This is a genomic window from Rheinheimera sp. MMS21-TC3 (assembly GCF_032229285.1).
In the GTDB taxonomy this organism is placed as follows: Bacteria; Pseudomonadota; Gammaproteobacteria; order Enterobacterales; family Alteromonadaceae; genus Alishewanella.
The window spans coordinates 1,985,233-2,011,786 of the sequence record NZ_CP135084.1; the positions used below are offsets into that span (position 1 = coordinate 1,985,233).

Below are 26,554 nucleotides of genomic sequence, written 5' to 3' on the forward strand. Positions count from 1 at the left end.
CCGTTTTTAGTCATCGGCTAAAGTAATAATAACCTTCTCATTTAACGACATAGCTAAGTTATTATCATAATAAGCCGCTTCATTAATAAAGGTTGGATAAACCGTAGTCTCGCCTTCATAATAAAGCACAGTACCATCAAATAAGGTAAAAAGTGGATCACTTGGATTAATGGGCTGATAATCGTTATCTTGAATATTTTTATGCACCATACCTAAGCGCTCGCCTTGCTCATTCATGGGTAATTTAATACTGTGCAAATAGCGATATGCCTCTGTTTTTTTGGGTAATTTGGGCAAGGTATTTGTGTTGTACAGCTGTACAAAATCTAGAATATGCTGAGTCATTTGGTGCATTAGGTCTAAAATATCTTGGCGTAAAACCGATTGCGATTGCGGCCCCACTTCAACTAAAACGCCATAACGACCTAAAGTACACATTAGCGCATGATCTTGTGCAGCAATATGATCTTCATCACGGGAGATAATAGCCTCTGGCATCTGCATTTTAACGTAAGCGGCCATTTTATTATAAAACTCACCGGCTTGAGTTAGAATTAAACAAGCGCCCATATTACTGGTTGTGTTATGTAAATCTATTACCAAGTCTGTTCTAGCATTGCCTTTGGGCCCAAGCTGAGCATTTAATACTTTAGCTCGGCTTTGTTCATAATTAGCTAAGGTCATATCCGCCAAATCAAGGCTTTTAAATTGGCGATTTAAATCACTGTGTAAATAACGTTTGTTAGCATAATGCGCTTCAGGATTAGCCCAAACTGTTTCAGTGTTAAAACTGGCACGTGTCATTAGGTCTGGCTGGGCTTGATAGCGTTTTATTAAATAAATACCTGAAAATTCATTACCATGCACGCCACCAACAATAGCCACTTGCTTAATGGTATCAAGCGTTTTAGAACTCATAACTACTCCTAAGGGCTAATCTATGCTTAGCCTAAACAATAGCAGTATTATGACGAGAATTAACCAAAATTAAAATAGAATTTTTATTCAAAAAAGAAGAATATTAATCTAAGTTCAATTCAGGTCGCAGGGAAATGGTTAACGATTTACGCAGCCGGGGTAGCTAAATCTTCTGCTGCAGCTAGGTTATGATTAGCAACAAGCTCATTATGTAAAATTTGTGACGCTTGGCAGCTACATTTACCGCATTGACTACCCACACCTAAACATAATTTAAGCTCACGCATAGTGCACAGTCCTTCTGCAACTTTTTGTTTAATTGCCTTATCTGTTACACCCTTACATAAACAAACGTACATACCACAGTTCCTAAGCTATTTGATAGCCTAATATTAATGCTATTGCGAACTATTATCAATAGCATTAGTAAATTTTTATAGTAATAGCCACTTGTTACATAAAAAAAGTAAATCCTAATAACAGATTTACCTTTTTCTTGTGTCAGTAAAGTTACGTTTAAATACGTAAGCTCATTTTATCTAAATAGCACTTTTTCTTGCTGGAACCAGTGCACACAAAAGCTAATTGCGATGCCTGCCAACAAGATAGTAGAGCCAAAGATTAAGGCTAATAAGCCGTACTCCGCAGTCCCTTTAATCAGCTCTTTAATTGCTAACGCTACATTCATAATCGGCACTAATGCTGTTTTAGTTGTTAATTCTACCCCTGGCATCATAGCGGCCACTAAGGGTAAAAAAATCATAATGGATAATGGACTGATATAATTTTGAGCTTCTTTAAAAGTACGAGCATAAATAGATATCGCCAGTAATAAAGCAGCAAACACCGCTGAGATAGGTAATAACAGTGAGAATATTAAAATTAACTCTGTAACAGCAATAGCCGACATCGCTTCTTGCACTATATCCATACCAGCGAAAGAGCCTATTACCGCACCCCAGATGCCAAAGCTGGCGACCGTTATTAATGCACCAACTAAGCCAGTAGTTAACACAGTAAAAAACTTACCTAAAACAATACTGACCCGACTTATAGGGCATATAAGTAAGGTTTCTAACGTACCGCGCTCTTTTTCGCCCGCTCCCATATCTATAGCAGGATAAGAAGCACCTAATAAGCATAAAGGAATAAGAATATAAGCAATAAGGGCACCAAACTTCTCACCTATATTTTCTCTTTTTGCTGCCGTGTCTTGCTTTTCAATCGCCACGGGCTTAATTATTGCGGCTAGTTTACTAGGATCAACCTTTAACTTAGTTAAACTTTCCCGTTGTAGTTTTTCATTATAATCAGCTACTAGCTGATCAAAATATTGATACATAAAATCAAATTGTGATGACTGGTTATAGATAATTTGCCATGTTGCCTGCTCTACCTGCTGACGCTTACTAGAAAAATCAGCAGGAATAACAATAGCGACATCAAATTTATCATCACGAATAGCTTGGGCTAAAGCCTCTGCGTCAACTAAATCGGTTTCAACTTTCTTGAAGTTTTTATGGTAATAAAGTGACTCACTAAATTCTGCTGCTTGTTCAGGATTAACAATGGCATAACGATGCTCTGCTTTCATAGCAGTATTAGTCGTGCTTGATAATACTAAGCCCATAACGCCAAAAATAACGGGGAAAATAAATACAGGTAATAAAATAACAAAAATCAGTGTTTTTTTATCACGCATTAGCTCTGTCAGTTCTTTAAAATACACTTGCCACATATTAGGCTACTCCCTGCTCTGTTGCCGTTACAGTTGCTTGTTTAGGCTGTAAAACCGACAAAAATGACTCTCGTAGATCGTTATTAGCAGATAACGCTGTAAATTCGGCAATATCGCCACTAAATGCACTGATCCCCTGATCAATAACCACAACCCGATCACATAACGACGCGACTTCATCTAAATGGTGAGTTGAAAAGATAACTGGCGTACCTACCTGCTTTAAGCCTTTAATAAAATCCAGTACGGTTTGCACTGTCATAATATCTAAGCCGGTTGTCGGCTCATCCAGAATAACCACTTTAGGGTTATGCACTACCGCACGGGCAATAGCGGTTTTTTGCTTCATTCCGGTAGACATATTGTCTGCACGACGATTAGCAAAATCGTGCATATCTAGTAAAGTAAATAACTCATCAATGCGCTGCTTTAAGGCTTGCTCTTTCATACCATGTAAACGGCCAAAATAAGCAATATTTTCAAAAGCCGACAATTTACCATATAAGCCCGTATCAGCTGATAAAAAGCCAATTTGTTGTCGCGCCTTTACAGGATGTTTTAATACATCAACACCATTTAATAATACCGAGCCGCTGTCTGGTTTTAATGCAGTAGACAACATACGTAACGTCGTCGTTTTACCGGCACCATTAGGCCCAAGTAAGCCTAAAACCTCGCCTTTACCACAACTAAAGCTAACCTCGCGCACCGAGTGAAAAGCCTCTTTACTGTAACGGACATCTTGTTTTTCTGTATCAGATAATTTAGTAGACTTACTTAGCGCAAAAGCTTTGGCTAGATTGTTAATTTCTATCATGTCCTGCTCCCTTGATAACCTGAACAGAATTATCAAACAGTACAGCAACATAAACAACAACTAACCAAAATAAAGCTGTAACAAAATATAATCGGTTATATTTATGATCTGTTAATAGTAGCAGCTAAATTAGCATACAAAACTCGCAGTCATTTAGCTTATACAAATAAAGAAATTATATTCACTTAGCAGATCTTTTGGGCCGAAAATAATGGGTATTTAAGTAAAAGTCGCCTTGGTTATTAGCTTCATACCAAGCCGGCACCCCTAATAAAGGTAAGGGTGTTAATTGCTGTTTATCTAAAAGCAGGTTTTGCTTAGCAATTTTATGCCACAAAGCTTGATCTAAAAACTGATATGTCTGGGCTAGACTCCAGTTACTAAACCCCTCTGGTACCTCAATAAAGACAGCCTTAGCGGTTAAGCCGATAAAAGGTTTAGTGGCCATTTCATACATGGCATGACCAAAAATAACCGGCCTAATGCTTTGCCACCAGTCTTGGCGCTGCTTAACAAAGCTCTGCTGCCATTGGTGGCTACGCAATAACTCTGCATGCTGATGAGCTCTTGGCTCAGTGCAAATAATAACGCCGCATTCATCAAATAAAGTCAGTTTATTTCTAAGCTTGCTGCGCTGTTTAAGGCCATGCTGAGTAATTTCTGCAATATGCAGCTGATTAAGTAAGGCTTTGGTTTTTGGAAATAAGCACCAAATTAAAGCACCAAAAAAGTCATGCCAATTTTTAGCACGGCACGGTATGGTTTTAGTGGCAAAAATAAACTCTTCGTAATAACGGCCATCTTGCTCTAAAGCTTCATTGGCTACAAAGCGATACTCGCTAGCAAAGGCTTGATTAAGCAAGCTTAAACTTGGCCAGTCTTCAGCTGAAAAAGGGCCGAAGCTCTGCCCTAAATCAGCAAAAATTGGGTTAATGTGCAATAAATCTGCTTGCCAGTTTTCTGGTGGATTAAAACGCGTTTTTTTATTCAATGTCATTTTTAGTTAATACATATAAAGCCATAACGGCATAAGCGCATTATGAGAAAAATTAGTGATATAAAACACTTGCTTTTTTGCTATAGCGTGGCACATTCAATGAGTACGTGTAGACGTACACACTGCCAATTATGTGTTTCATTAATTAATTATTAGAGGTTACTATGTGTTCTATTTTTGGGGTGCTTGACATCAAAACTGATGTTAAAGCCTTGCGCCAACAAGCGCTACAGTTATCCGCGTTATTACGCCACCGTGGTCCAGATTGGTCTGGTGTGTGGAATAACGACAATGCCATTTTAGTTCATGAACGTTTGGCAATTGTAGATACTGAAAATGGCGCCCAACCTCTAGTTAATCCAAATCGAAATCACATTCTGGCAGTGAATGGTGAGATCTACAATCATAAGCAACTAGAAAGTGCGCTAGCAAGCCCTTATCCATTTAAAACTAAATCGGATTGTGAAGTTATTTTGCCATTATATCTTGCTTATGGCAGTGATTTTATTGATCAGTTACATGGCATGTTTGCTTTTATTTTATATGACGCTGAGCAAAATCGGTATTTAATCGCTCGTGATCATATTGGTATTATTCCGCTGTACTATGGCTATGATGAACACGGCCAATTATTTGTTGCTTCCGAATTAAAAGCTTTAGTACCGGTATGTAAACAAATTAAAGAGTTTCCGCCAGGCCATTTTTTTGATAGCAAAGTTGGCAAATTACAACGCTATTATCAGCGTGACTGGCATGACTATAATGCCGTAAAGGATAACCCAGCAAGCTTAACAGAACTGAGAACTGCACTTGAAAATAGTGTAAAAAGCCATTTAATGTCAGATGTGCCTTACGGTGTTTTATTATCCGGTGGTTTAGACTCTTCACTTATTTCTGCTATTGCCCAGCAATATGCTAAACGGCGAATTGAAGATAATGACCAATCTGAAGCTTGGTGGCCACGTTTGCATTCTTTTGCTGTTGGCTTAGCTGGCTCACCCGATTTAGTTGCAGCAAAAACGGTGGCTGATGCCATTGGCACTGTACACCATACGGTTGAGTTTACAGTTCAAGAAGGCTTAGATGCCCTGCGTGATGTTGTCTACTATTTAGAAACCTATGATGTCACCACTATCCGCGCTTCTACGCCTATGTATTTAATGGCCAGAAAAATTAAAGCTATGGGCATTAAAATGGTGTTATCGGGTGAAGGCTCTGATGAAATATTTGGCGGTTATTTATACTTCCATAAAGCACCGAACGCTCAAGAATTTCATGAAGAAACCTTACGTAAACTACACCGCTTACATATGTTCGACTGCAACCGTGCCAATAAATCGATGTCTGCTTGGGGCGTAGAAGCGCGAGTGCCTTTTTTAGATAAAGCCTTTATAGATGTTGCTATGCGGCTTAATCCAGAGGCTAAAATGTGTGGTAAGGGTAAAATGGAAAAGCACATTTTACGTCAAGCCTTCGAGGGTTTATTGCCTGATGATATTTTATGGCGCCAAAAAGAGCAGTTCTCAGATGGCGTTGGCTATAGCTGGATTGACAGCTTAAAAGCCCATGCAGAACAAGAGATTTCAGATCAACAAATGGCCACGGCTAGCTTTCGTTTTCCAGTAAACACACCAGAAACAAAAGAAGCCTATTATTACCGTGTTATTTTTGAAGATCACTTTCCACATGCTGGTGCTATTGCCTGCGTACCTGGCGGAAAAACGGTTGCTTGCTCGACACCTGAAGCCTTAGCTTGGGATGAAAGCATGGCAACAACGAATGATCCTTCAGGCCGTGCAGTAAAAGGCGTGCATAGCCAAGCTTATTAAATTTATCGTCAAAAAAGTAAAGGCCACTAATTAGTGGCCTTTATTATCGCAGCACAGCGGCGATTTATTTAAGCTAAAAGCCGAGTTAAGTACCCCTAGCACTTTTAGTATTATTAACTAATCGCCTTCATTTCCGCTTTCATTTTTTTGCCAGCAAAGAGTCCCTTAATATCTTCTAAAATCACATAAAGTGCAGGTATTAATAGCAACGTTATTACAGTGGCAAATAGGATCCCAAATGCTAACGATACTGCCATAGGCACAACCATTTTGGCTTGCAAGCTACGCTCAAGCACTATAGGTGTTAAACCTAAAAAGGTTGTCAGTGACGTTAAAAATATTGCCCTAAATCGCTGTGAGCCCGCTTGTGAAACGGCTTGCCTAATTGACACCCCCTCTTCTCTAGCACGGTTAACAAAGTCAACCATAACTAAAGAGTCATTCACCACAACCCCCGCTAAAGCCACTAAGCCAAATATTGAGAAAATACTCATACTTAAGCCTAATACCATATGGCCAATAACAGCGCCAACTAAGCCAAAGGGAATAACGCTCATAATAATTAATGGCTGACTATAAGAGCGCAGCGGTATGGCCATTAAAATATAAATACACAACATCGCAAAAATACCGGCAAGGGTAAGATCACGCATGGCATCTATTTCATCTTGGCTGCTGCCATCTAACTCGCCTGTAACGCCTTGGTATTTAGCCGTAATTTCTGGGATCACCGTTTTTTGCATTGCAAAGATAACCTTACTCGGCTCAATGCTGTCTTTATCTGCCGCAGCACTAATAGTCACAGCACGTTCACCATTAACCCGATTAATAGCACTAAAACTAGGTTGCAATGTATAGCTTGCTACAGTATCAAACGGCACTTCCCCACCATCTTGGGTGCGAATACGAATATTATCTAAGCTACCAATAGAGCTACGCTCAGCACGAGGATAACGCACCATGACTTTAACTTCTTCACCATCGCGTTGTACGCGCTGCGCCTCAGCCCCATAGAAGCCATAACGAACTTGACGAGCAACATCGACTAACGAAATACCTAGTAAATGCGCCTCTGGTTTTAAGGCTAAAACAATCTCATCATTACCGCCCAGTAAGTTATCTTCAATATCATAAACACCCGCATATTCGGCTAAGCGCGCTTTTAACTCATCGGTGGCTAATTTTAAATTATCTAAATTTGTACCGCGTAACTGTAGAGAAATATCAGCTCCACCTCCGCCGCCGCCACTTGAGGCGTTAACTTTAAAGCTTTTTAAACCTGGAATTTCTGGCATTTCTTCACGCCATACCTTCGCAATTTCAAAGCCATCAATCTCTCGGCCTTCACTTTTTTCAAGCTCTACAATTAATTCACCCGAGGTATCGTTATTTAAAAATATTAGGCGATGCTTAACAATTTGATCATCAGTATCCGTGCTTAGCTGCTGATTCACACGCACTAAGGCGGCTTCCGCTTCAGCCATGGCATTAACAGTCGCTTGGTTAGAGGCGCCTTCTTCCATAACTAAACTGGCACTAATAAAGTCGCTTGGAATATTAGGGAAAAACACCCAGCGCACAAAACCACCGCCGAGTACGCCATACATTAAAATTAACATGGCCAGAAACACCGCCATGGTGACATAGCGAAACTCGATACAGCGCTCGACAAAAGGCTGATATTTATTAGCCACAAAGGAATTTAGCTTAGCGGCAACAACAGTACGCATCGACTTTAAGCTGTTACTGCCCGCTCGTCCTAAGCTATAAAACAGCCCCTTACGATTGGGATCCCAAGGTGTCATATCCATATTAATTATATGCGAAGGCAAAATAAGCTTAGATTCAACTAAAGAGAAAATAAGACAAAGAATAACAACCCAAGCAATTGCCCCCCAAATAGGAGCTTGTGCGCCCCCTACCATTAGCATAGGAATAAAAGCGGCGATGGTTGTTAGAACCCCAAAGGTTGCCGGCATAGCGACTTTTTTAGCGCCAGCAATAACCGCTTCAGCAGACTTACCCCGTTTTTCTATTTCGCTATAGGCACTTTCACCTATAATAATGGCATCATCAACAACTATCCCCAGCACCAGAATAAAGCCAAATAAACTAATCATATTGATAGAAACATCAAACATCGACATAGGTAACATGGCCATAGCACCTAAAAAGCACACTGGAATGCCAACCATTACCCAAAAGGCAACTCTAAATTCTAAGAAAAAGGTTAATGCTAATAGCACTAAAAAAGCACCAAGCAACATATTGCCGGTCATTAAATCTAAACGGCCTTGCAAGTAGTAGCTAGCATCGCCCCAATAATCAATTGATACCGAAGAAGGCAGCTCTGTTTTCTTCTTAGCAACATAAGCTTTAATGGTCTCGGCAATTTGTAGTGTGTTGTCATCGCCTACGGCAGAAACCTGAATAGATACCGAGTTTTTACCATCAAAAGTAGATAAGTCTTCTCTATCGACAAAACCATCATTAATGGTCGCAACATCACTTAACGATAAGCGAGTACCATCGGCAAAAGTAAGTAATACAATATTGGCAAAATCTTGACTGTTATAAGCTTGGCCTTTAGTGCGTAATAAAATATTACCGCTTTCTGATTTAATTGAACCGCCTGGTAAGTCAACCGAGCTATTGCGTATTGCAGCTACAACTTGCTCAAAGGTAAGTGAAAATTGCTTTAGCTTAGCCTCAGATAGCTCAATAGCAATTTCATAATTTCTAGCGCCTACCACTTCAACTTTACTTATTCCCGGTTGCTTTTTTAGTTCATCACGAACATCTTTAGCTAATTCTTTTAAGCTACGCTCATCCGCATCACCATATAAAGAAAGCCACATTACGCCACTTTGAAAGCGCACCCGGTATACTACTGGCTTTTCGGTTTGCTCAGGTAAAGATGAAATTGCCGAGACTTGGGTCTTTATTTCATCCATAACTTCTTGGATGTCATAGTTATTAGCTATTTCAGCAACAACTGTGGCAAGGCCTTCTACCGCCGTCGAGCGCACACGTTTAATGCCGTTAACACCGCGTAAGCTTTCTTCAATTTTTTCAATAACGCCGCTTTCTACTTCTTGCGGGGCTGCCCCTAAATAAGGGATCCTTATATTGACTTGCTCTAAGGCTATTTCAGGAAAGATTTGTTTTTTAATGGTAAATAAAGAGGCGGTACCTGCAACTAAGATAATCGCCATTAATAGGTTCGCAGCAACGCTATTACGAGCAAACCAAGCAATAAGTCCTTTGTTAGTATCCATAGTTTAATCCTTAGCAGGCAGGTTAGCGGCTTCATCAGCAGAGTCTGCTGTTAGCGCAGCGGGTTTTGCATCACTGCTTAAACGAACTACCGTACCGGCTAATGGATTTGCGATTGCCGATAGTGCTAATAAATCATCAGAGGCAAAGCCTTGGCGAATATAAGCAAAACGCTCATCTGTTCGCTCTACCTGCACTTGGCGAAATTGAAGCTGCTGTTGGTTGTCTACCACTAAAACTTGTTGGCCTGCTAATAATAAATGTCTTGGAATTACTATAATGTCTGATGTTGTTTCACCTAAGATGCTCGCCTGCACAAAACGGCCAAAGCGTAATACTTCGGCTTGAGCATCTGCTTGACGATGGTAAGGATCAACCACTTGGGCAACGGCATAAATAACCCGACTACGCTCATCTAACACGCCTTCGGTTCTAACAATTTTACCCTGCCACTTATGCAGCTTGCCTGCTATTGTTGCTGTTAATTCAACTTTAGGCTGTTTAGCACTGTCAGCCAAAGTAGGCAGTTGAATAAAAGCTAAATCATTATCGGTTATTGGTAACCTAACTTCAGCGATATCTGTGCCATAAATAACACCTAGCACACTACCGCGGCTAATAAATTGACCTAAGTTTACGCTACGGCTTTTCACTAAACCGGCATAGGGTGCTCTTATTTCTGTTCTAGCCAGATCGCGTTTAGCGCGTTCTAATTCGGCTTCTGCAGACTGCACTGTTGCTAAGGCGCTAGCGAGTTGCGGCCGGCGTAAACCTAACTCAGGTGCATTGCCCTCAGTAAATGAACGCCATTCTTTTTCAGCAACCCGACCTCGTGCTTTTTCTTCTTCTAAAGCCGCTTGCGCATTTGCCAAGCTTGCTTGGGCAGCCTTAACATTAGTGTGATAATCGGCTTGCTCAACCCTAACTAATAAATCACCTTTATTAAAAAAGCCGCCTTCAATAAATTGCTCTGCCACTTCAACAATACGGCCATTAACTTCAGAGCTTAAGTTAGTTGCAAATTTAGGTTTTACCGTACCTTGTGACTGCACTTTATAAACTAAGTCTTCCGCGACTATGGCTTTACCATTGACTAAGATGCCTAAACGTTGCTCTTGTTTTTTTTCTGCAGGCTCTTTCATACCAGATAAGACATTCGCTGCCACTAGCGCTACCACCACTATCACTATCGGCACTATTATCATTTTTAATTTAGAAGCCATAACTTATTCCCAAAACTTTTTATAAATTAAATAATAAAGCCTCTTGTTATAGATGTAACTTTGGGAATGTTACGTTTTGTATCAAAGCTAAAGCTTAGCTTATGAGTATTAAACCGCCGCCTATTTCTACCAAATAAACCTAAGATAATGAAAGTTAAGTGTAAAACAGCACAGTGGCCCCTCAGCGCAACCTAACTACCATTGATAAGCTGTCGCAGCCAAGCATAGAACCGGTATCTTAAAAATATTTAGTTACAGTTAAAGCAATTAAATACTAAATATGAGCAGCCTATCTAGATTTAAATAAGTAGTAGCTAAGTTAATTAGCTACTACAGCTTTAGAGGGAAGATTAATGACAAGATTAACGATTTAGCATTTTTGTAAAATTAAGCAACCTACCGAGTAACCGGCACCAAAAGAGCATAAAACGCCGTGTTCTCCCGAGTGCATGCCTTGTTTAAATTTATGAAAGGCTATGATTGATCCTGCAGAAGCAGTATTAGCATAAGTATCTAATACTAAAGGTGCTTCTTCTGGTTCAGGTTCACGACCTAGAATTTTTTTCACAGCAAATATATTCATATTAATATTGGCTTGATGTAACCATAATCGTTTTAGATCATGGGCACTAAGATGTTGTGCAGCCATTTCGTCTTGAATAATGCCGGCAACTAAAGGTAATAACTCTTTAAATACTTTACGGCCTTGTTGTTTAAAAAAAGGCGCTAAAGGGTCTGGCTTAGTAAAGCAATGCTCAGTGTAACCTACTTCACAGCGGATATTGTTTGAAAACTCTGTTTTTAAGCGCATACCTTTAATACGAAAAGCGTTGTCACTGCTACAGCTTTCTTCTGCTTCTATAATAGTAGCGGTACAGACATCACCAAAAATAAAATGACTGTCACGGCTACGGTAATTTACTTGTGGGGAGGCAAATTCAGGATTAACGACTAACACCACTTTAGCAGTACCACCACGAATGGCATTTACGGCATTACTAATGGCGAAAGTAGCTGACGAACAAGCTACATTCATATCAAAAGCATAGCCTGTAGCACCTAATAACTGTTGTAACTCTATAGATAATGCAGGATATGCACGCTGCATATTCGACGCTGCACAAATAATCAAGTCAATATCTGCTGCAGACTTATTAGCCTGCTGCATCGCTTCTTTAGCTGCTACTAAGGCCATCTCCACCATTTCTGGCGCTTGTTCTTCTGTTGGCCGCTCAAAAGTAGGCTGCATCACCTTAGGATCTAAAATCCCTTCTTTATACAAAACATGCCTAGACTTTATACCTGAAGCTTTTTCAATAAAGTCGCAACTAGAGTGGCCTAGCGCCTCTATAGTGCCAGCAGCGATTTCCGCAGCATGTTGGGTATTAAACTCATCAACATACTGATTAAAGCTCGCGACCAATTCTTCATTAGTTATAATACTGTTTGGTGTAAATAAACCTGAACCACTGATGACGACATTTTTCATTATTAGAAACCTTACACAAAGTTTAGTGTCAATCTAGTAAGACATTTTTATAACATCTTAAAACAACAAAATATAATTGCAGTATAACGTATTTATTTACGCTACTTGATGGCTTTATCATTAACTTCTTAGCTATTCAGCTGATATTTAGCCCTTGTAGTATACAGTGTTCATTACTCTGGTTCATAATGGTGCGTGATACCAGTTTAATTTTTCAAGCATACTTAACCATAGGATATCTGCTTACTTTGATGTTTAAGCCTGTTGCTCTATTTATCTATTTAATTTTATTAACGCTCTGCAGTTGGCCTGTAGTGGCCGACTCAACCAGCATTAAATTAAGTGGTGTTAAAGGTGACTTAAAAGACAATATTGAATTATATATAAAACCTATTTCACTACAACAAGGCCCCAGTTCCATTCGATTACAGGCCCAATTAGAGCGTGAAATTACAACCGCCCTTCAGGCACTAGGCTATTATAACAGTAGCCTTACTTTTACTGTTGCTGATACTAATAAATCCAACTTGCTTATTACAATTATCCCAGGTGAACAAGTTAAAATTGCTCTAGCCGATATTCAATTACGTGGCGAAGCACAACAGGATAACGAGTTTTTAGCCATTATTAATAAAGATGCACCTAAAGTCGGTGATGCATTGCATCATGGCCGCTATGATAGCCTTAAATCGGCCTTAAATAGCTTAGCAATTCGTAAAGGGTATTTTGATGCTAGCTTTAGCCAAAGTAAGTTAGCTATTTCTCCCTCACGTAATGAGGCTTATATTCACTTACATTTTGATTCTGGCCAGCGTTATAAACTGGGCAAAGTGAATTTTCCTAGCCAGCAAATTGATGCCAAACGCTTGCACTCTCTTGTGCCCTTTACACCTGGTACACCTTATAGAGCAAGTTTATTAGGTAAATTTAATCAAGACTTATCTGCTACTGGCTGGTTTTCATCCATCTTAGTGGAAGCTGATGCCGATAATGTAAACAATAAAGTTATTCCATTAAATGTTAGCCTTGAGCCACAAAAGCGCAATATCATTGAAACCGGTATAGGTTATTCAGATGATGTCGGAGCCCGTTTTCAATTAAACTGGTTAAAACCTTGGTTAAATAGCGCCGGTCATAGCCTAAACAGTAAACTGCAAGTCTCGCAAATCGAACAAACTATTGAAGCTAGTTATAAAATTCCACTGGAATCAGTAAGTACCGATTTTTATCAAATTCAATTTGGTTTAAAAAATAAAGATAATAAAGACACCCAAAGTCGTGAGTCTAATTTAGTAGTTGAACGGCATTGGTTATTAAAGAGTGACTGGTATCGCACTGTGTCATTACGCTGGCTAACTGAAGACTATAAGCAAGCTGATAATACCGGTAACTCTAATTTGATTATGCCAGGTTTAAGCTACAGCCGTAGTCGCAGCAATCAAGCTAAAACTAGAATGCCTACCTCGGCTGACCGGTTGCTAATTAGCATGGAAGTTTCTGATCCTGCTTGGTTATCTGATTTAAGCTTTATCCGCTTACGCAGCCGTGTCGGTTGGATTACAACAGTATCTAGCAGGCATAGATTTGTTGCTCGTGCCGATGCTGGCGCAGTATTATTTGAGCAAGTTGATAATTTATCCCCTTCTTTACGTTTTTTTGCGGGTGGTGTCGATAATCTGCGCGGCTACTCCTACGAGTCGGTCTCTCCCCTTGATGAAGACGGTAAGTTAATAGGTGGCCGTTATATGGCAACGGCATCTTTAGAATATCAATACAATATTAAAAACAACTGGTGGCTAGCCACTTTTGTTGATTATGGTAGTGCTTGGAATAATACGCCTGACTGGAAAAGAGGGGTTGGTCTTGGCCTGCGCTGGGCTTCCCCCGTCGGCCCTATTCGTTTAGATTTCGCCTTTGGTTTAGATGGCCCAGATGGCAGTGCATTTCAATTACACTTTTCATTAGGACCAGAAATATGAATTGGCGTCGTGGTTTAAAGTGGTTAAATTTTACGCTACTTATACCTTTTTTAGTGATAGCATTATTATTGTATGTGCTGCTTTTTACTCAGCTAGGTTTAAATTTTTCCGTTTGGCTTGCTAAGAAGGTGGTTCCTGAATTAACCATTGCCTCAAGCTCTGGCTATTTATTAGGAGAGTTACAGCTAAAAAATGTACAATGGCAACAAGATGAGCATAATAGCCTAGCGTTAACACAACTAGACTTTGATTTGCAAACCAGCTGCTTACTCAGCGGCAAAGTATGTATTAATCAGCTACTTGTTGATGGCATAACACTACAGCTGACAACCGCAGAAAGCACTACTGAGCCTGCAAGTAACAACCAAGCTATATTTATACCCATACCAGTAACCGTTAAAAAGCTGGCCATTACTAACGGCAACATTTTATTAGATGGTCATCAACTTAATTGGCAACACTTTAGTGCTAAAGTTGATGCTTGGGGCGCTAAAGTGCAACTTGATGAAGTAGAGTGGCAGCAAGTTAATCTAACCCCAGCTGCAGCAGATTTAAACACCTCAACTATGCACACTAGTACTACCGAACCATTTAGTTACCAAGCTTTACAGTTAGAAGATATAAGCCTGCCGCTAGCAATATATATTAGCCAGTTTACCTTAACTGATTTCACCTTACACACCGCAACAGCGCAGCATCTTCCCTTTTTACAGTTTGCTATTCAGGCCCAAAAACAGCACATTAACTTGACCCATTTACAGCTACAACACCCACAAGTGACTGCTGAAGCTAATCTACAACTAACGTTAAAAGATAATTACCCTATTAAGGCAAAAGTGGAACTAGTACTGCTTGACGAGCCACTGGCTCAGCAAAAGCTGCGTATTAACCTTGAGGGAGATTTTGCTGATTTAACCATTAATGCCATTGCAACCAATAATATCCAGGCGCAATTAGACGCCAAAATTGCATTATTGACCGATAACTTACCTATAACTGCCAAGTTAACCGCTGCAGCACCTAATATTATTAATTTAGATGACCAAACTAAGCTTACAATTAAAGCTACTAAGTTAAATATCACTGGTGATTTACAGCAGCTACAACTCTTAGCAAATACCGACTATAAGCTAACCAATATACCTGCGGGTAATCTTGCCTTAACCGCCACAGTGACACCCAAGAATGCGCAAATAAATAAACTTATTATTAACGGATTAGCGGGTAAAACTGAATTAACAGCAAAGGTTGATTGGCAGCAAGATTTACAATGGCATAGTCAGATCCAGTTTAAAAAAATTGACTTAGGTATTCTGCTACAAGATTATCCTGGGCGTATTAGCGGCCAACTAAGCCATCAAGGTAAATTAACCGCACAAGGTAATTGGTTATTAGATATTTCAACCTTAGATATTAGCGGTGCTATCCGTGATTTACCTTTTACTTTACAAGGTGATCTACAGGCTCAAGGCGATACTAGCCTAAATAATAACCTCACCACGCCAACTGCAAAACAATTGCTCAATAGCGTTAGTTTTAATAGCAAAACGCTTAGTTTAATTCATGGCGATAACAGTATTATTTTTAGCGGTGGTTTAGCAAAGCACTGGCAATTAACAGCGGCAATACAGATCCCCGATTTAAGCAAGTCGATTGCCAATGCTAAGGGTAAGCTTAATGGCAAAGCTATCATATCAGGCGCTAAGCTCACCCCAACAATAGTGGCCGCTATTAAAGCGACAGATATTCGTTATCAGCAGTTTGCTTTAGATCTACTACAACTTGATAGCAACATAAAGTGGGCAGATAGCATAACAGCTGATATAAACCTAGAAGCAAAACAAGGCCGATTCCAACAGCATACTTTAGAACAATTAACCATTAAGCTACAAGGTAATGAACAGCAGCATGCTGCAGATATTCAATTACTTAGCAGCCTTGGTCAAGCAGATGTCGAGCTATCAGGCCAGCTAACAGCCGCTAATATATGGCAAGGCAAATTAAAGCACGCCACCTTAAGTAGCATTCAAGGTCAGTGGCAATTACAGCAAGCTGCCCCTATTCAATATGCTATTTCAGAGCAACAAGTCACTATTTCCCAGCATTGCTGGCAACAGCAAACAACCCGCTTATGTTTAGACAAGACGGCCAACATTAGCGCTGAACAAGGCCAATTTGTACTATCTTTAAATCAATTTGAACTAGCCACATTAGATCCCTTACTACCTATTAGCATGACAACCACCGGCAAATTAGAAGCAAAAGCCAGTGCTAGTTGGCAGCAAAACACTGCCGCTAAAGTAACCTTAACCGTAAAAGGTGAAAATGGCAGCACCACCATCAATGATACCGAGGCTATTAATATACCTTGGCAAAGTTTTTTACTGCAACTCGATAGCGCTGAGCAATTAAATACTAAGCTAGATATCAGCTTCACCGATAAAGCTAAACTGCACGCTATGGCGGTTATTTCCGATCTAATGCAAACCGATCGTAAAGTTGAAGCTTCACTTAATATCAGCGAGTTTAGCTTAGACTTTTTACAACCACTATTTGATAGCAGCAGCGATGTTAGTGCAGAAGTGAATAGCCAATTGCGTTTTACTGGTTTATTGGCTGCACCTGAATTAAGTGGTAATTTTAGTATTGCTAATATTAAAATTACTGGCAAAGGTGCGCCAACAACCATTGAGAACGGTTCTATTAATTTAACTTTTCTTGGTGAAACAGCAGCCATTGAAGGCCAGCTTGATACCCTTGATGGCCAAATAGCATTAACCGGCAAAGCTAACTGGCAAGATATAAACGACTGGCATGCGACTATGCAGCTAGCAGGCGATGCGCTTAGCCTACAAATGCCTAATATTAGCTTAAAAGTAAAACCAAACCTGACTTTAGATATTACGCCTAAATTAACTCTTATTACTGGTGTGGTTGAAGTACCCAACGCCAATATCAGTATTGACGACTTACCACAAAGTGCTGTGGCTATTTCTAGTGACACTGTGCTACTTGACGAACAAGGCTTAGCTATAGAGCGTACTAATACCGCGCCTATCCCTATTCACACTGACATAAAAGTCATATTAAGCAATAATGTGAAATTACAAGCCTTTGGCTTAGTGACTAAACTATCCGGTGAACTCGCAGTAAGACAACAAGACAAAGGGCCACAAATTTATGGTGAAGTGGCATTAATTGACGGTACTTTTCGCTCTTATGGCCAAGATTTATTAATTAGACGTGGCAAGTTAAAATTTAATGGCCCAGCCGATCAGCCCTATTTAGATATTGAAGCAATCAGAAATCCAGAGAGTACCGAAGATGATGTGATCGCTGGGATTAAAGTTGTAGGACCAGCCGATGAGCCTCTAGTGACTATCTTCTCTGAGCCAGGCAAACCACAAGCTAACGCTTTATCTTATTTACTGACAGGCCGAGATATTGGCAGTGACTCGGGTAGCGCAGCTGATGCGCTGACTACAAGTTTAATCGGAATGAGCATCGCCTCTAGCAGTAAATTGGTTGGTAATATTGGCGCCGCCTTTGGTATTAATGATTTAAGCTTAGATACAGCAGGTGCCGGAAATAATTCACAAGTAACAGTTAGCGGCCATTTATCTCGCGATTTAGAGTTAAAGTATGGTTATGGCATCTTTAATGCCATTGGCGAATTTACCCTACGCTATCGTATTATGCGTCGGCTATACCTTGAATCCGTTTCAGGCTTAGATAATACCGTAGATTTATTATATAAGTTTGAATTCGACTAAGCTGGTTACACTATTGCCAGCTTAGTATTTATGTTTAGCCTGTAATTTTATGCGGTTTTATGAGACTTTAAGCTTGTAACAAAAAGTGCTGATAGCGTCCCAGTGAAGCATAAGGTTCAATCTGATTGTACTCTAGCTCTAAAGCTAATAGCTGCTCAAATTCAGTCTGCTGCTGCTCAGGATTTCGTAAATAATCATGAAAACAACGCACCCCTGTTTTGGTAATTAACTTTAAGCCCGCTTCCTGACACCAAGAAAGCACCTCATTAGGCTGTAACGGACTTTGTGGACTTAACCGCACTTTCTTTTTTACCTGCATATCAGCAGCTACATAAGCAAAATTACCATAGATAATGTTACTTAAGCGTTTAGCGTCTTTATTATAAAACATTAACGATACGATACCGCCCGGTGCTAATAGCTTCTTTAGTTGGGCGATAGCTAACTGTGGCTCAGCCAACCATTCCAACATAGCGTGGCATAAAATTATTTGATATCTCTGTTGATGCTGCAGCACTAGCTCTGATAAAGAAACTTGTTGAAACTCTGCTGTTAAATTTAATTTAGCAGCGGTTTTCTGGGCTATAGCTAACATTTCAGCAGAAATATCTGTTAATAACACTTGGTGCCCTAAAGCGGCTAGGTGTAAAGCTATTTGGCCCTGCCCTGCACCTACATCCAAAATACGACAAGGTTGCTGCAAGACAGCTAGCTGACCCAGATCGCGTATTAACACCTGCTGGCGAATTTTACCTTTAGTAGTGTCATAGATATTACGGCTAAACTTAGCTGCAATATTGTCAAAATTACGATCAGACTTTTGCATTAGGCTGGATTATCTATGTCAATAAATTCAACTTCGACAGCAAAATGTTTTGCTACATATTCACCTAAAGCTTTAATACCATAACGTTCGGTTGCATGATGGCCAGCCGCAATAAAATGAATACCTAGCTCACGGGAAACATGAATAGTTTGCTCAGAGACTTCGCCGGTTATAAATAATTGCGCACCTGCTGTCACTGCTTGCTCGATATAACCTTGGCCACCACCTGTACACCAAGCTACCTTAGTAATTTTACTATTGCCACCTTGATGCAATAATACCTTTCTTTGTAATAATTGCTCTAGTTGCAGCTGGACTTGGCTTGCTGTTTGCTCTGTAGCAAAATTTCCTTGCATTACAATCCCTTTTGGCTCTAAGACCGGCAGAGGCATAATATTTTGCAATTGCATTAATTTTCCCAGCTGAGCGTTATTACCTAAGGTTGGATGCACATCAAGCGGTAAATGATAAGCCAACAAATTAATATCATGCTGTAGCAAACTTTGTAGGCGGCGCTTTTTCATGCCGGTAATTTCGACAGCTTCACCTTTCCAAAAGTATCCATGGTGAACTAAAATAGCATCGGCCTTGGCACTTATGGCAGCATCAATCAAAGCTTGGCTTGCTGTCACCCCTGTGACAATCTTCTTAATATATTGCTTACCTTCAACTTGTAAGCCGTTTGGGCAATAATCTTTAATTCTATCGGTTTGCAATTCAGCTTGTAAAAAGTCAATTAGTTGATTTCGATCAAACATAGTCATCTATCTTCTTATAAATTTAATAATGATATTGTACTGTAATGGTAAAATAAAACAGGTGGATTTGTACTATTCTGGTTAAATGTTGTATAAATAGCTATTCACCCATTTCAATGAGCATCATCTAAGGATTATTATGACAACATTAGATAAAGCGAAAGTACTTGCTGAATTTACTTCTGCTTATAAAGCTGCTTTTGGTAAAGCACCTAAAATTGAAGAGAAGCCAGGTTGGTATAGTGTTGATGGCAGTAAAAATATGCGTTTAGCTGAGCTAGATCAACTGGGTAAAAGTTATAGTAAAGAAGCTTCAGCGGCAGATAAAACCAGTGTTAAAGCCGACAAGCCGGCTAAAAAAGCTGCGACTAAAGCGAAAACTAAGCCTACTACAGCAGCGGCTAAACCTAAACAACCAAAAGTTACGGCCTCAGGTAGTGGTGAAACCCCATTATATATTTGGCAACAATATATTGGCAACATTAACCAGCGTATGCCGCGTGGTTGCCGTTAATTGGTATTATAATGCCAGTGTAATAACTGGCATTAATTATTAATTCATTTCAATAAAAGCTAAACCTAGCTGATAACTGTCTTCATGTTCTTGACTACAACGCATTACTTTAGCCGTTGCATCTAGTGGTGGCACACTTGCATTAGGTGATTCAAGGCTAACATTAATAAGAGTACCCATTTCGAGTGGTTCATCAACGTCTACCGCCATACCCGATGCGCTTAGATCTCTACATATTCCTTCTATTGCTCGGCCTACTTCAGGATGATTAATCATTAGCTTAACGCTAGCATTTACCATCATCCGAAAATAATTGCGGTTATCATTTCTAGTTAACATACTTCCTCCATGAGCAAGGCTTGCTGTAACCTCAGTTATAAGACCTTATCCTAGCTATGTAAAGTTATCTTTAAATAGCACTAAAGCTTTATTACATCAAAAGCCAGCTACAAGGTTAATACTATGCTATTAATCAATCCTTTGTTAAAAGATGACTCATTAGTCAACAGCATCAGACATACCTGATATAGGCTGATTTATGCGTTGCTGCAGCTTGTCTAAAGCCTGCTTATCTTCATTAGTAATACAATTAGTTATGACATTAAGTAAAACCGAACTTTTTTGTAACGCTTCTTCCATACCTGGCTGCTTATTTTCTGCCAGCATAGCGAGTGATTGTTGGGTCATTTTAAGCATTGGCCATGACATCTTTAACGTTAACTCTAAAAATTCTGCTGGTTTTAAATCATTTTCAGCTAAAATCTGCTCAACTTCTGTTACATAGCGAGTATTGGCTTGTTGCGCCTTAAGCGCTTCATACTGCTTTTGCCAGTTGCAATGTTGCTCTAGCACCATATCTTGCTCATCTACATCTTCATAAGCCGACTTTAATGCTGATAATTTAGGCATTACTGTTTTAATTTTAGCTAAGTTAGCCTCTGTAATAAGAGTATCTGCCATCACGGGTGTTTGTAACATTAACCCTATAACAGCAGGTAAAAATAATCTTTTCATTGTTGTCCTTCATAAAAGTTACTAGTGTTAGACTTAATTTAAACAAAACTTAAATTAATGCGCACTTAAAATAATAATATTATTTTAACATGAGCTTTAACAGCAGGCAGCCCTTTATATTTTATTAGCTTAATTTGCCTATTAGTGCCTCCAGCTTAGTAAACAAATACTCACTACTGTTTGAGCCAGCCTAAGCTTCGCGGTACACTCTGCGGTCAGATTGATTATTAAGGTTAAAGTATGGCTTTAAAAGCAACCATCTTTAAAGTGCAGCTACAAATAGCTGATATGGATCGACATTATTATCAAGATCATCAATTTACCTTAGCTCAGCATCCATCAGAAAATGACCAACGTATGATGGTTAGGCTCTTGGCTTTTGCCATTAACGCTAGCGAAAACATTGCCTTTACCAAAGGCTTAAGCAGCGAAGATGATGAACCTGAGCTTTGGGATAAAGATTTAAATGGCGACATTGCGCTTTGGGTTGAGTTTGGTCAAAGTGAAGAGAAGTGGCTTCGTAAAGCCAGTGGTCGAGCTAAGCAAGTACAGTTATTTTGTTACGGTGGCCGCAGTGTACCAATTTGGTGGAAAAACAACGAGCAAAGCTTAGCCCGCTATCAAAATTTAACTGTTTTTAATATACCTGAAACTGCAGTAACTGAGATGGCGCAATTAGTCAGTCGAAATATGGTGTTACAATGCAATATTAGTGAAGGCCAAATTTGGTTATCTAATGACCAACAAAGTGTATTAATAGAGCCTGAGGTTTTACAACGCTCGCAACACAATTAAAGGCACTTATTATCAGTACTATGAGTGCCTTTAAAAGATAGATTTATTTGTAACTAGCCTAGTCTGGGATCACTCTTAGCCACACCAGGCTGTTGCAGATGTTGCTGATGAAACTGCTTTAAATGTGTAAAGGCTTGTAATGAAATTAATTCACGATATAAAGCCCAGTCTAATAAGCAAAATAAAGCGATTGCAGGATAATGCCACTGATTAAATTGTCCCGCACTTACTTGCTGTTCAAGTACCTTAAAAGCACCTTCTATCCGCTCATGCTGTAAACTATAAAACAACTTATTGGGGTCAATATCAAATCCTGAACGCTTACAGAGTAATAGCTCAATCATTGAATCATTAGCAGCATTAATAATTGTAAGTTGATTTTCTTGTTGCCAACTTAACTTTGGCCAACTAAATTTTTCGGCAATATAGCGATAAATGACACCAGAGTCGAAAACAATCTGTTCACCATCTAGAAGCATTGGTACTTTACGTGCTGGATTGTATTTAATTAAAGTAGCACGATCTGGACCATCAAAAATATTTAGCATAATTAACTGAAAAGGTTTATCAGCTAGCGCTAAACGGATCCGTCTGACATAAGGTGACGTTTGTGAACCAAATAGTTTCATATTGCATCCTTAAAACGGTGTAAACTATAACCAGTTGCAAATTATTTTAATGATAAACCTACAGCCAGTTATCGATAAAATTTAATTTAACTTTTATCATCATGACCTATGCGGCTGGCAACAGCACCGCTTTGTTGTTGATATTTAGCATCAAGCCTTTTGTTATAAGGTCTATCGGCTGAACCTGTCATTAACTCAAAGTTAAGCGCACCTATTTTCATTTTAGGCCGCAGCGCTAAAGGTAATTTACCACTATTAATAAACTCTAAAACAATATTTCCCGACCAACCAGGATCTATTCTATGCGCAGTCACATGCACCATTAAACCTAAGCGGGCTAAAGATGAGCGACCATCTAACCAGCCAACTATATTATCAGGCAAGGTCACTGACTCTAAAGTCATGGCTAATGCCAATTCACCAGGATGTAAAATAAATTTTTCACCATCAGCAATATAAATCTCATCACTCATTACATTATTTAACGCTTTATCAACTTCATCTCTGGGCCCGCTTAAATCGATATAAGGTGCGGTATGAGCTTGAAAGACACGAAACTTATTACCTAAACGAATATCTACACTGACACCACTTATCATATTGGCATCAGGGGCTGGCTCAATAATAATTTTGCCTTGTGCTAAATGTTGTTCAATATCACGATCACACAGTCTCATTTTAGTCGTCCGTTATAATTATTTCTGTTTGGCTAGTTTGTAGCTGTTCAAGTTGTTGATACAGCGTGAATTGTAGCTGTTGGCTGATTGTACGATATATTTTAGCTACAGGCTGATCTTTTAATACAATCGGCATACCTAAATCAGACTGCTCTCGAATATCACGTTGCAATGGTAATTGGCCTAATACTTGAACTTGATAACGCTGAGCCAGCTCTACCCCACCTTTTGTGCCAAATATATCATCTGTCTCGCCACAATTGCCGCATTGATAAAAACTCATGTTTTCTATTAACCCCAACAAAGGGATCTTAACTTGCCTAAACATACTAATGGCTTTTTTAGCATCGGCTAAGGCGACATCTTGCGGTGTGGTCACCACAACAGCACCAGTAACAGGTAGTTTTTGTGCCATGGTTAATTGAATATCGCCTGTGCCTGGCGGCATATCAACAATTAAGTAGTCTAATTCTGGCCATAAAGTTTCGTTAAGTAATTGTTCTAAAGCTTTACTGGCCATAGGCCCGCGCCAGACTGATGCTTGTTCAGCATCGACTAAAAAACCGATAGACTGCAAGTGCACGCCATGAGCAAACATAGGCTGCATTAATTTATTATCGGGAGAGGTAATTTTATTGCCCGACAACCCCAGCATAGTAGGAATAGAGGGACCATAAATGTCCGCATCTAATAACCCCACTTTAGCGCCATCTAAGGCTAAAGCACAAGCTAAGTTAACAGCTGTTGTCGACTTACCTACACCGCCTTTGCCAGAAGCAACTAAGATAACTTGCTTAATCTGTTTAAAAACAGCAGGTGCTTGATAGTCTGAATTTAAGGTTAAGCTAACCTCACTACCGGCATCAATAAGCGCCTGTTGTAATATAGGCTGCACTGACGCTAAAGGTAAAGCCAAGGTTAGCGTTAATTCATTTTTAATTAAGGTCGCTTGGGTAATCAAACTAGCTAATGCAATTTCGGAGTCAGGCAATAACCAATTTTGAAAAAACTGCTGCAAAGCAGCAGGAAGCGGTGTGGTTTTAGACGATTTAAACCAGTTAAACATCAGCACCTTCCTGTAAGTCATTTAATTACGATTTTTTTGGTTGTTCTACCCAATGGCAGATGCGAAGCAATGATGGTTAGTGTATCATTTAGGCAAATTTTTTCAGTTATTTATGTAAAAGAGCAGTATTTAATGTCTATACGAAAAATTCTAGTTACTAGCGCACTACCTTATGCCAATGGCCCTATTCATTTAGGCCATTTACTTGAGTATATTCAAACCGACATTTGGGCTCGCTTTCAAAAAGCTCGGGGCCATGAGTGCTATTATGTTTGTGCCGACGATGCTCACGGTACCCCTATTATGCTTAAAGCTCAGCAGCAAGGGATAACCCCTGAGCAAATGATTGAGCAAACCAAAATTGAACATCAAGCAGATTTTGCCGATTTTGCTATTGGTTTTGATAACTATCACACCACACACAGTGATGAAAATCGCGAATTAGCTACTATGATTTATAACCGCTTAGATGAAAAGGGTTATATTAAGCGTAAAACTATTAGCCAACTATATGATCCCCAAAAAAACATGTTTTTACCCGACCGTTTTGTTAAAGGAGACTGCCCTAAATGTGGTGCCTTAGATCAAAATGGTGATAGTTGCGATGTATGCGGAGCTACTTATAGCCCCACTGAAGTTAAAAATGCTCGCTCTGTCGTTTCTGGCGCAACGCCAATTTTAAAAGATAGCGAACATTACTTTTTTGACTTACCCGTTTTTAGCCAAATGTTGCAAGACTGGACCCGCAGTGGCAGCTTACAAGAAGAAATGGCTAACAAGCTCCAAGAATGGTTTAAAGATGGTTTGCAAATGTGGGATATCAGTCGTGATGCGCCCTACTTTGGTTTTGAGATCCCGCGCGCGCCAGGTAAATTTTTCTATGTTTGGCTTGATGCACCTATTGGTTATTTAGCTAGCTTTAAAAACCTCTGCGATAGAACAGGCATTGACTTTGATAGCTTTTGGCAACTTGACTCTAACGCTGAGGTATATCACTTTATTGGTAAAGATATTATTTATTTTCACAGTTTATTTTGGCCGGCTATTTTAGAAGGCGCTGATTTACGTAAACCCAATGCTGTTTGGGCCCACGGTTTTGTTACGGTCAATGGTGCGAAAATGTCTAAATCGCGCGGTACCTTTATTAAAGCCCGTACTTATTTAGAACATTTAAACCCAGAGTATTTACGCTATTACTTTGCCTCTAAACTTACCTCTAGCATTACAGACTTAGACTTAAACCTTGAAGACTTCACCCAAAAAGTGAATGCAGATTTAGTCGGTAAGGTTGTCAATATTGCTAGCCGCTGCGCTGGTTTTATCAGCAAGCGCTATAACGGTAAATTATCCTCTAAGATTACAGAGCCTGCCTTACTAAAAGAGTTTACTGATGCTGGCTCTAGTATTGCCAATAGCTTTGAAAAACGCGAGTTTGCCCGTGCCATTCGTGACATTATGGCCTTAGCCGATAAAGCCAACCAATATATTGATGCTAAAGCCCCTTGGGTATTAGTTAAAGATGAATCCAAACAGCAACAGGCTCATGATGTGTGCTCAATGGGAATTAATCTATTTAGAGTATTAATGCATTATTTAAAACCAGTGCTACCCTTAATGGCAGTAGAAGTAGAACGGTTTTTAAATACCGAGCTGCGCTGGGATAATTACCAACAACCCTTAGTCGATCATGCAATTGAGCCCTTTAAAGCTTTAATGCAGCGGGTCGACCCAGCAAAAGTTGCCGCTATGGTTGATGATTCTAAAGAGAATCTACAGCCTAGTGCAGATTATGCAGCAGCTCAAGTAAAACCAACAACCAGCAACACAGCTAAATTGACAGCGCGTGAACCTATTGCAGAAACAATTAGTATAGAGGATTTTGCTAAAATAGATTTACGCGTGGCTAAAATTATTAAAGCTGAAGCCGTTGAAGGTGCCGATAAGTTAATTAGATTACAGCTAGATATAGGTGCAGGTGAGGTACGCCAAGTATTTGCCGGCATAAAAGCCGCTTATCAACCTGCGCAACTTGAAGGCAGATATACAGTAATGGTAGCTAATCTTGCTGCCCGTAAAATGCGCTTTGGACTTTCTGAAGGCATGGTATTAGCAGCTGGCCCTGGTGGCAGTGACTTGTTTATATTATCACCCGATGAAGGCGCTGTTGCCGGTATGCGTGTAAAATAGTAAAAAGTAAAATAGTACAAAAGAAAAATGTAGCAGCTTATGCTGCTAC

At 39.6% G+C, this 26,554-nt stretch carries 21 protein-coding genes; 6 read left to right on the top strand and 15 right to left on the bottom strand.

Annotated elements, in window-relative coordinates; all coding sequences use genetic code 11:
* Positions 1-6 precede the first annotated feature (6 nt).
* The 5 genes from RDV63_RS09755 to RDV63_RS09775 all read right to left on the bottom strand — a co-directional run bounded on the left by RDV63_RS09755 (position 7) and on the right by RDV63_RS09775 (position 4,470).
* Entirely contained in the window at positions 7-918 is a 912-nt protein-coding gene (locus RDV63_RS09755; protein WP_313909308.1) for an aspartoacylase, read from the bottom strand.
* 146 nt (positions 919-1,064) lie between these two features.
* Positions 1,065-1,277, bottom strand: coding sequence for a bacterioferritin-associated ferredoxin (locus tag RDV63_RS09760; RefSeq protein ID WP_313909309.1), 213 nt, complete (start codon positions 1,275-1,277; stop codon positions 1,065-1,067).
* Between the two features lie 176 nt (positions 1,278-1,453).
* On the bottom strand, positions 1,454-2,656 hold the full coding sequence (locus tag RDV63_RS09765) for an ABC transporter permease (protein WP_313909310.1): 1,203 nt from the start codon (positions 2,654-2,656) through the stop codon (positions 1,454-1,456).
* 1 nt (position 2,657) lies between these two features.
* Complete coding sequence (locus tag RDV63_RS09770; RefSeq protein WP_409934830.1) at positions 2,658-3,524, bottom strand: ATP-binding cassette domain-containing protein; 867 nt, start codon at positions 3,522-3,524, stop codon at positions 2,658-2,660.
* A 130-nt stretch (positions 3,525-3,654) separates the two neighbouring features.
* Complete coding sequence (locus RDV63_RS09775; RefSeq protein ID WP_313909312.1) at positions 3,655-4,470, bottom strand: DUF3025 domain-containing protein; 816 nt, start codon at positions 4,468-4,470, stop codon at positions 3,655-3,657.
* A 164-nt stretch (positions 4,471-4,634) separates the two neighbouring features.
* On the opposite strand from RDV63_RS09775, the gene asnB reads away from it, so the two are divergent.
* On the top strand, positions 4,635-6,299 hold the full coding sequence (gene asnB / locus RDV63_RS09780) for an asparagine synthase B (protein ID WP_313909313.1): 1,665 nt from the start codon (positions 4,635-4,637) through the stop codon (positions 6,297-6,299).
* Positions 6,300-6,412: 113 nt separating this feature from the next.
* Here the strand turns inward: asnB and RDV63_RS09785 are convergent, their stop codons facing one another.
* The 3 genes from RDV63_RS09785 to RDV63_RS09795 form a co-directional block, all read right to left on the bottom strand.
* Complete coding sequence (locus tag RDV63_RS09785; RefSeq protein WP_313909314.1) at positions 6,413-9,577, bottom strand: efflux RND transporter permease subunit; 3,165 nt, start codon at positions 9,575-9,577, stop codon at positions 6,413-6,415.
* Positions 9,578-9,580: 3 nt separating this feature from the next.
* Positions 9,581-10,798, bottom strand: coding sequence for an efflux RND transporter periplasmic adaptor subunit (locus RDV63_RS09790; protein ID WP_313909315.1), 1,218 nt, complete (start codon positions 10,796-10,798; stop codon positions 9,581-9,583).
* Between the two features lie 370 nt (positions 10,799-11,168).
* Entirely contained in the window at positions 11,169-12,287 is a 1,119-nt protein-coding gene (locus RDV63_RS09795; protein WP_313909316.1) for a beta-ketoacyl-ACP synthase III, read from the bottom strand.
* A 251-nt stretch (positions 12,288-12,538) separates the two neighbouring features.
* Between RDV63_RS09795 and RDV63_RS09800 the strand changes: the two genes are divergently transcribed.
* Together RDV63_RS09800 and RDV63_RS09805 are read left to right on the top strand one after the other, a co-directional pair.
* Positions 12,539-14,266: an autotransporter assembly complex family protein gene (locus RDV63_RS09800; protein ID WP_313909317.1), complete on the top strand. Its 1,728-nt coding sequence runs from the start codon at positions 12,539-12,541 to the stop codon at positions 14,264-14,266.
* Positions 14,263-18,039: a translocation/assembly module TamB domain-containing protein gene (locus RDV63_RS09805; protein ID WP_313909318.1), complete on the top strand. Its 3,777-nt coding sequence runs from the start codon at positions 14,263-14,265 to the stop codon at positions 18,037-18,039. Before RDV63_RS09800 ends, RDV63_RS09805 begins: the two co-directional genes overlap by 4 nt.
* A gap of 67 nt (positions 18,040-18,106) precedes the next feature.
* Here RDV63_RS09805 and RDV63_RS09810 read toward each other — a convergent pair whose 3' ends face one another.
* Both RDV63_RS09810 and RDV63_RS09815 read right to left on the bottom strand, forming a co-directional pair.
* Positions 18,107-18,865, bottom strand: coding sequence for a methyltransferase domain-containing protein (locus RDV63_RS09810; protein ID WP_313909319.1), 759 nt, complete (start codon positions 18,863-18,865; stop codon positions 18,107-18,109).
* A complete protein-coding gene (locus RDV63_RS09815) occupies positions 18,865-19,623 on the bottom strand; it encodes a Nif3-like dinuclear metal center hexameric protein (RefSeq protein WP_313910405.1) in 759 nt (252 codons plus the stop codon). The genes RDV63_RS09810 and RDV63_RS09815 overlap by 1 nt, the downstream gene beginning before the upstream one ends.
* Positions 19,624-19,762: 139 nt before the next feature.
* Here RDV63_RS09815 and RDV63_RS09820 point away from each other — a divergent pair, with 139 nt between their 5' ends.
* Positions 19,763-20,137, top strand: a complete 375-nt coding sequence (locus RDV63_RS09820; protein WP_313909320.1) for a hypothetical protein — start codon at positions 19,763-19,765, stop codon at positions 20,135-20,137.
* Between the two features lie 39 nt (positions 20,138-20,176).
* Here RDV63_RS09820 and RDV63_RS09825 read toward each other — a convergent pair whose 3' ends face one another.
* Both RDV63_RS09825 and RDV63_RS09830 read right to left on the bottom strand, forming a co-directional pair.
* On the bottom strand, positions 20,177-20,476 hold the full coding sequence (locus RDV63_RS09825; protein ID WP_313909321.1) for a PilZ domain-containing protein: 300 nt from the start codon (positions 20,474-20,476) through the stop codon (positions 20,177-20,179).
* Positions 20,477-20,635: 159 nt separating this feature from the next.
* Complete coding sequence (locus RDV63_RS09830) at positions 20,636-21,151, bottom strand: hypothetical protein (protein ID WP_313909322.1); 516 nt, start codon at positions 21,149-21,151, stop codon at positions 20,636-20,638.
* A gap of 240 nt (positions 21,152-21,391) precedes the next feature.
* Between RDV63_RS09830 and RDV63_RS09835 the strand changes: the two genes are divergently transcribed.
* Positions 21,392-21,946: a YaeQ family protein gene (locus tag RDV63_RS09835; protein ID WP_313909323.1), complete on the top strand. Its 555-nt coding sequence runs from the start codon at positions 21,392-21,394 to the stop codon at positions 21,944-21,946.
* A gap of 53 nt (positions 21,947-21,999) precedes the next feature.
* On the opposite strand, the gene RDV63_RS09840 is transcribed toward RDV63_RS09835, so the two are convergent.
* The 3 genes from RDV63_RS09840 to apbC form a co-directional block, all read right to left on the bottom strand.
* Positions 22,000-22,575: a glutathione S-transferase family protein gene (locus RDV63_RS09840; protein ID WP_313909324.1), complete on the bottom strand. Its 576-nt coding sequence runs from the start codon at positions 22,573-22,575 to the stop codon at positions 22,000-22,002.
* Between the two features lie 86 nt (positions 22,576-22,661).
* Entirely contained in the window at positions 22,662-23,252 is a 591-nt protein-coding gene (gene dcd / locus RDV63_RS09845) for a dCTP deaminase (protein ID WP_313909325.1), read from the bottom strand.
* Position 23,253: 1 nt separating this feature from the next.
* Positions 23,254-24,318 carry an iron-sulfur cluster carrier protein ApbC gene (gene apbC, locus RDV63_RS09850; protein WP_313909326.1) on the bottom strand — a complete coding sequence of 355 codons (1,065 nt, stop codon included), beginning with the start codon at positions 24,316-24,318 and terminating at the stop codon, positions 23,254-23,256.
* Between the two features lie 132 nt (positions 24,319-24,450).
* On the opposite strand from apbC, the gene metG reads away from it, so the two are divergent.
* The gene (gene metG, locus RDV63_RS09855; RefSeq protein ID WP_313909327.1) at positions 24,451-26,505 is read left to right on the top strand and encodes a methionine--tRNA ligase; all 2,055 of its coding nucleotides are present in this window, start codon (positions 24,451-24,453) and stop codon (positions 26,503-26,505) included.
* Positions 26,506-26,554: the final 49 nt, after the last annotated feature.

Excerpts from the sequence above, each read along its gene's own strand:
- RDV63_RS09755 (WP_313909308.1), bottom strand. The coding sequence starts at position 918 with ATGAGTTCTAAAACGCTTGATACCATTAAGCAAGTGGCTATTGTTGGT.
- RDV63_RS09760 (WP_313909309.1), bottom strand. The coding sequence starts at position 1,277 with ATGTACGTTTGTTTATGTAAGGGTGTAACAGATAAGGCAATTAAACAA.
- RDV63_RS09765 (WP_313909310.1), bottom strand. The coding sequence starts at position 2,656 with ATGTGGCAAGTGTATTTTAAAGAACTGACAGAGCTAATGCGTGATAAA.
- RDV63_RS09770 (WP_409934830.1), bottom strand. The coding sequence starts at position 3,524 with ATGTTGCTGTACTGTTTGATAATTCTGTTCAGGTTATCAAGGGAGCAG.
- RDV63_RS09775 (WP_313909312.1), bottom strand. The coding sequence starts at position 4,470 with ATGACATTGAATAAAAAAACGCGTTTTAATCCACCAGAAAACTGGCAA.
- asnB (WP_313909313.1), top strand. The coding sequence starts at position 4,635 with ATGTGTTCTATTTTTGGGGTGCTTGACATCAAAACTGATGTTAAAGCC.
- RDV63_RS09785 (WP_313909314.1), bottom strand. The coding sequence starts at position 9,577 with ATGGATACTAACAAAGGACTTATTGCTTGGTTTGCTCGTAATAGCGTT.
- RDV63_RS09790 (WP_313909315.1), bottom strand. The coding sequence starts at position 10,798 with ATGGCTTCTAAATTAAAAATGATAATAGTGCCGATAGTGATAGTGGTG.
- RDV63_RS09795 (WP_313909316.1), bottom strand. The coding sequence starts at position 12,287 with ATGAAAAATGTCGTCATCAGTGGTTCAGGTTTATTTACACCAAACAGT.
- RDV63_RS09800 (WP_313909317.1), top strand. The coding sequence starts at position 12,539 with ATGTTTAAGCCTGTTGCTCTATTTATCTATTTAATTTTATTAACGCTC.
- RDV63_RS09805 (WP_313909318.1), top strand. The coding sequence starts at position 14,263 with ATGAATTGGCGTCGTGGTTTAAAGTGGTTAAATTTTACGCTACTTATA.
- RDV63_RS09810 (WP_313909319.1), bottom strand. The coding sequence starts at position 18,865 with ATGCAAAAGTCTGATCGTAATTTTGACAATATTGCAGCTAAGTTTAGC.
- RDV63_RS09815 (WP_313910405.1), bottom strand. The coding sequence starts at position 19,623 with ATGTTTGATCGAAATCAACTAATTGACTTTTTACAAGCTGAATTGCAA.
- RDV63_RS09820 (WP_313909320.1), top strand. The coding sequence starts at position 19,763 with ATGACAACATTAGATAAAGCGAAAGTACTTGCTGAATTTACTTCTGCT.
- RDV63_RS09825 (WP_313909321.1), bottom strand. The coding sequence starts at position 20,476 with ATGTTAACTAGAAATGATAACCGCAATTATTTTCGGATGATGGTAAAT.
- RDV63_RS09830 (WP_313909322.1), bottom strand. The coding sequence starts at position 21,151 with ATGAAAAGATTATTTTTACCTGCTGTTATAGGGTTAATGTTACAAACA.
- RDV63_RS09835 (WP_313909323.1), top strand. The coding sequence starts at position 21,392 with ATGGCTTTAAAAGCAACCATCTTTAAAGTGCAGCTACAAATAGCTGAT.
- RDV63_RS09840 (WP_313909324.1), bottom strand. The coding sequence starts at position 22,575 with ATGAAACTATTTGGTTCACAAACGTCACCTTATGTCAGACGGATCCGT.
- dcd (WP_313909325.1), bottom strand. The coding sequence starts at position 23,252 with ATGAGACTGTGTGATCGTGATATTGAACAACATTTAGCACAAGGCAAA.
- apbC (WP_313909326.1), bottom strand. The coding sequence starts at position 24,318 with ATGTTTAACTGGTTTAAATCGTCTAAAACCACACCGCTTCCTGCTGCT.
- metG (WP_313909327.1), top strand. The coding sequence starts at position 24,451 with ATGTCTATACGAAAAATTCTAGTTACTAGCGCACTACCTTATGCCAAT.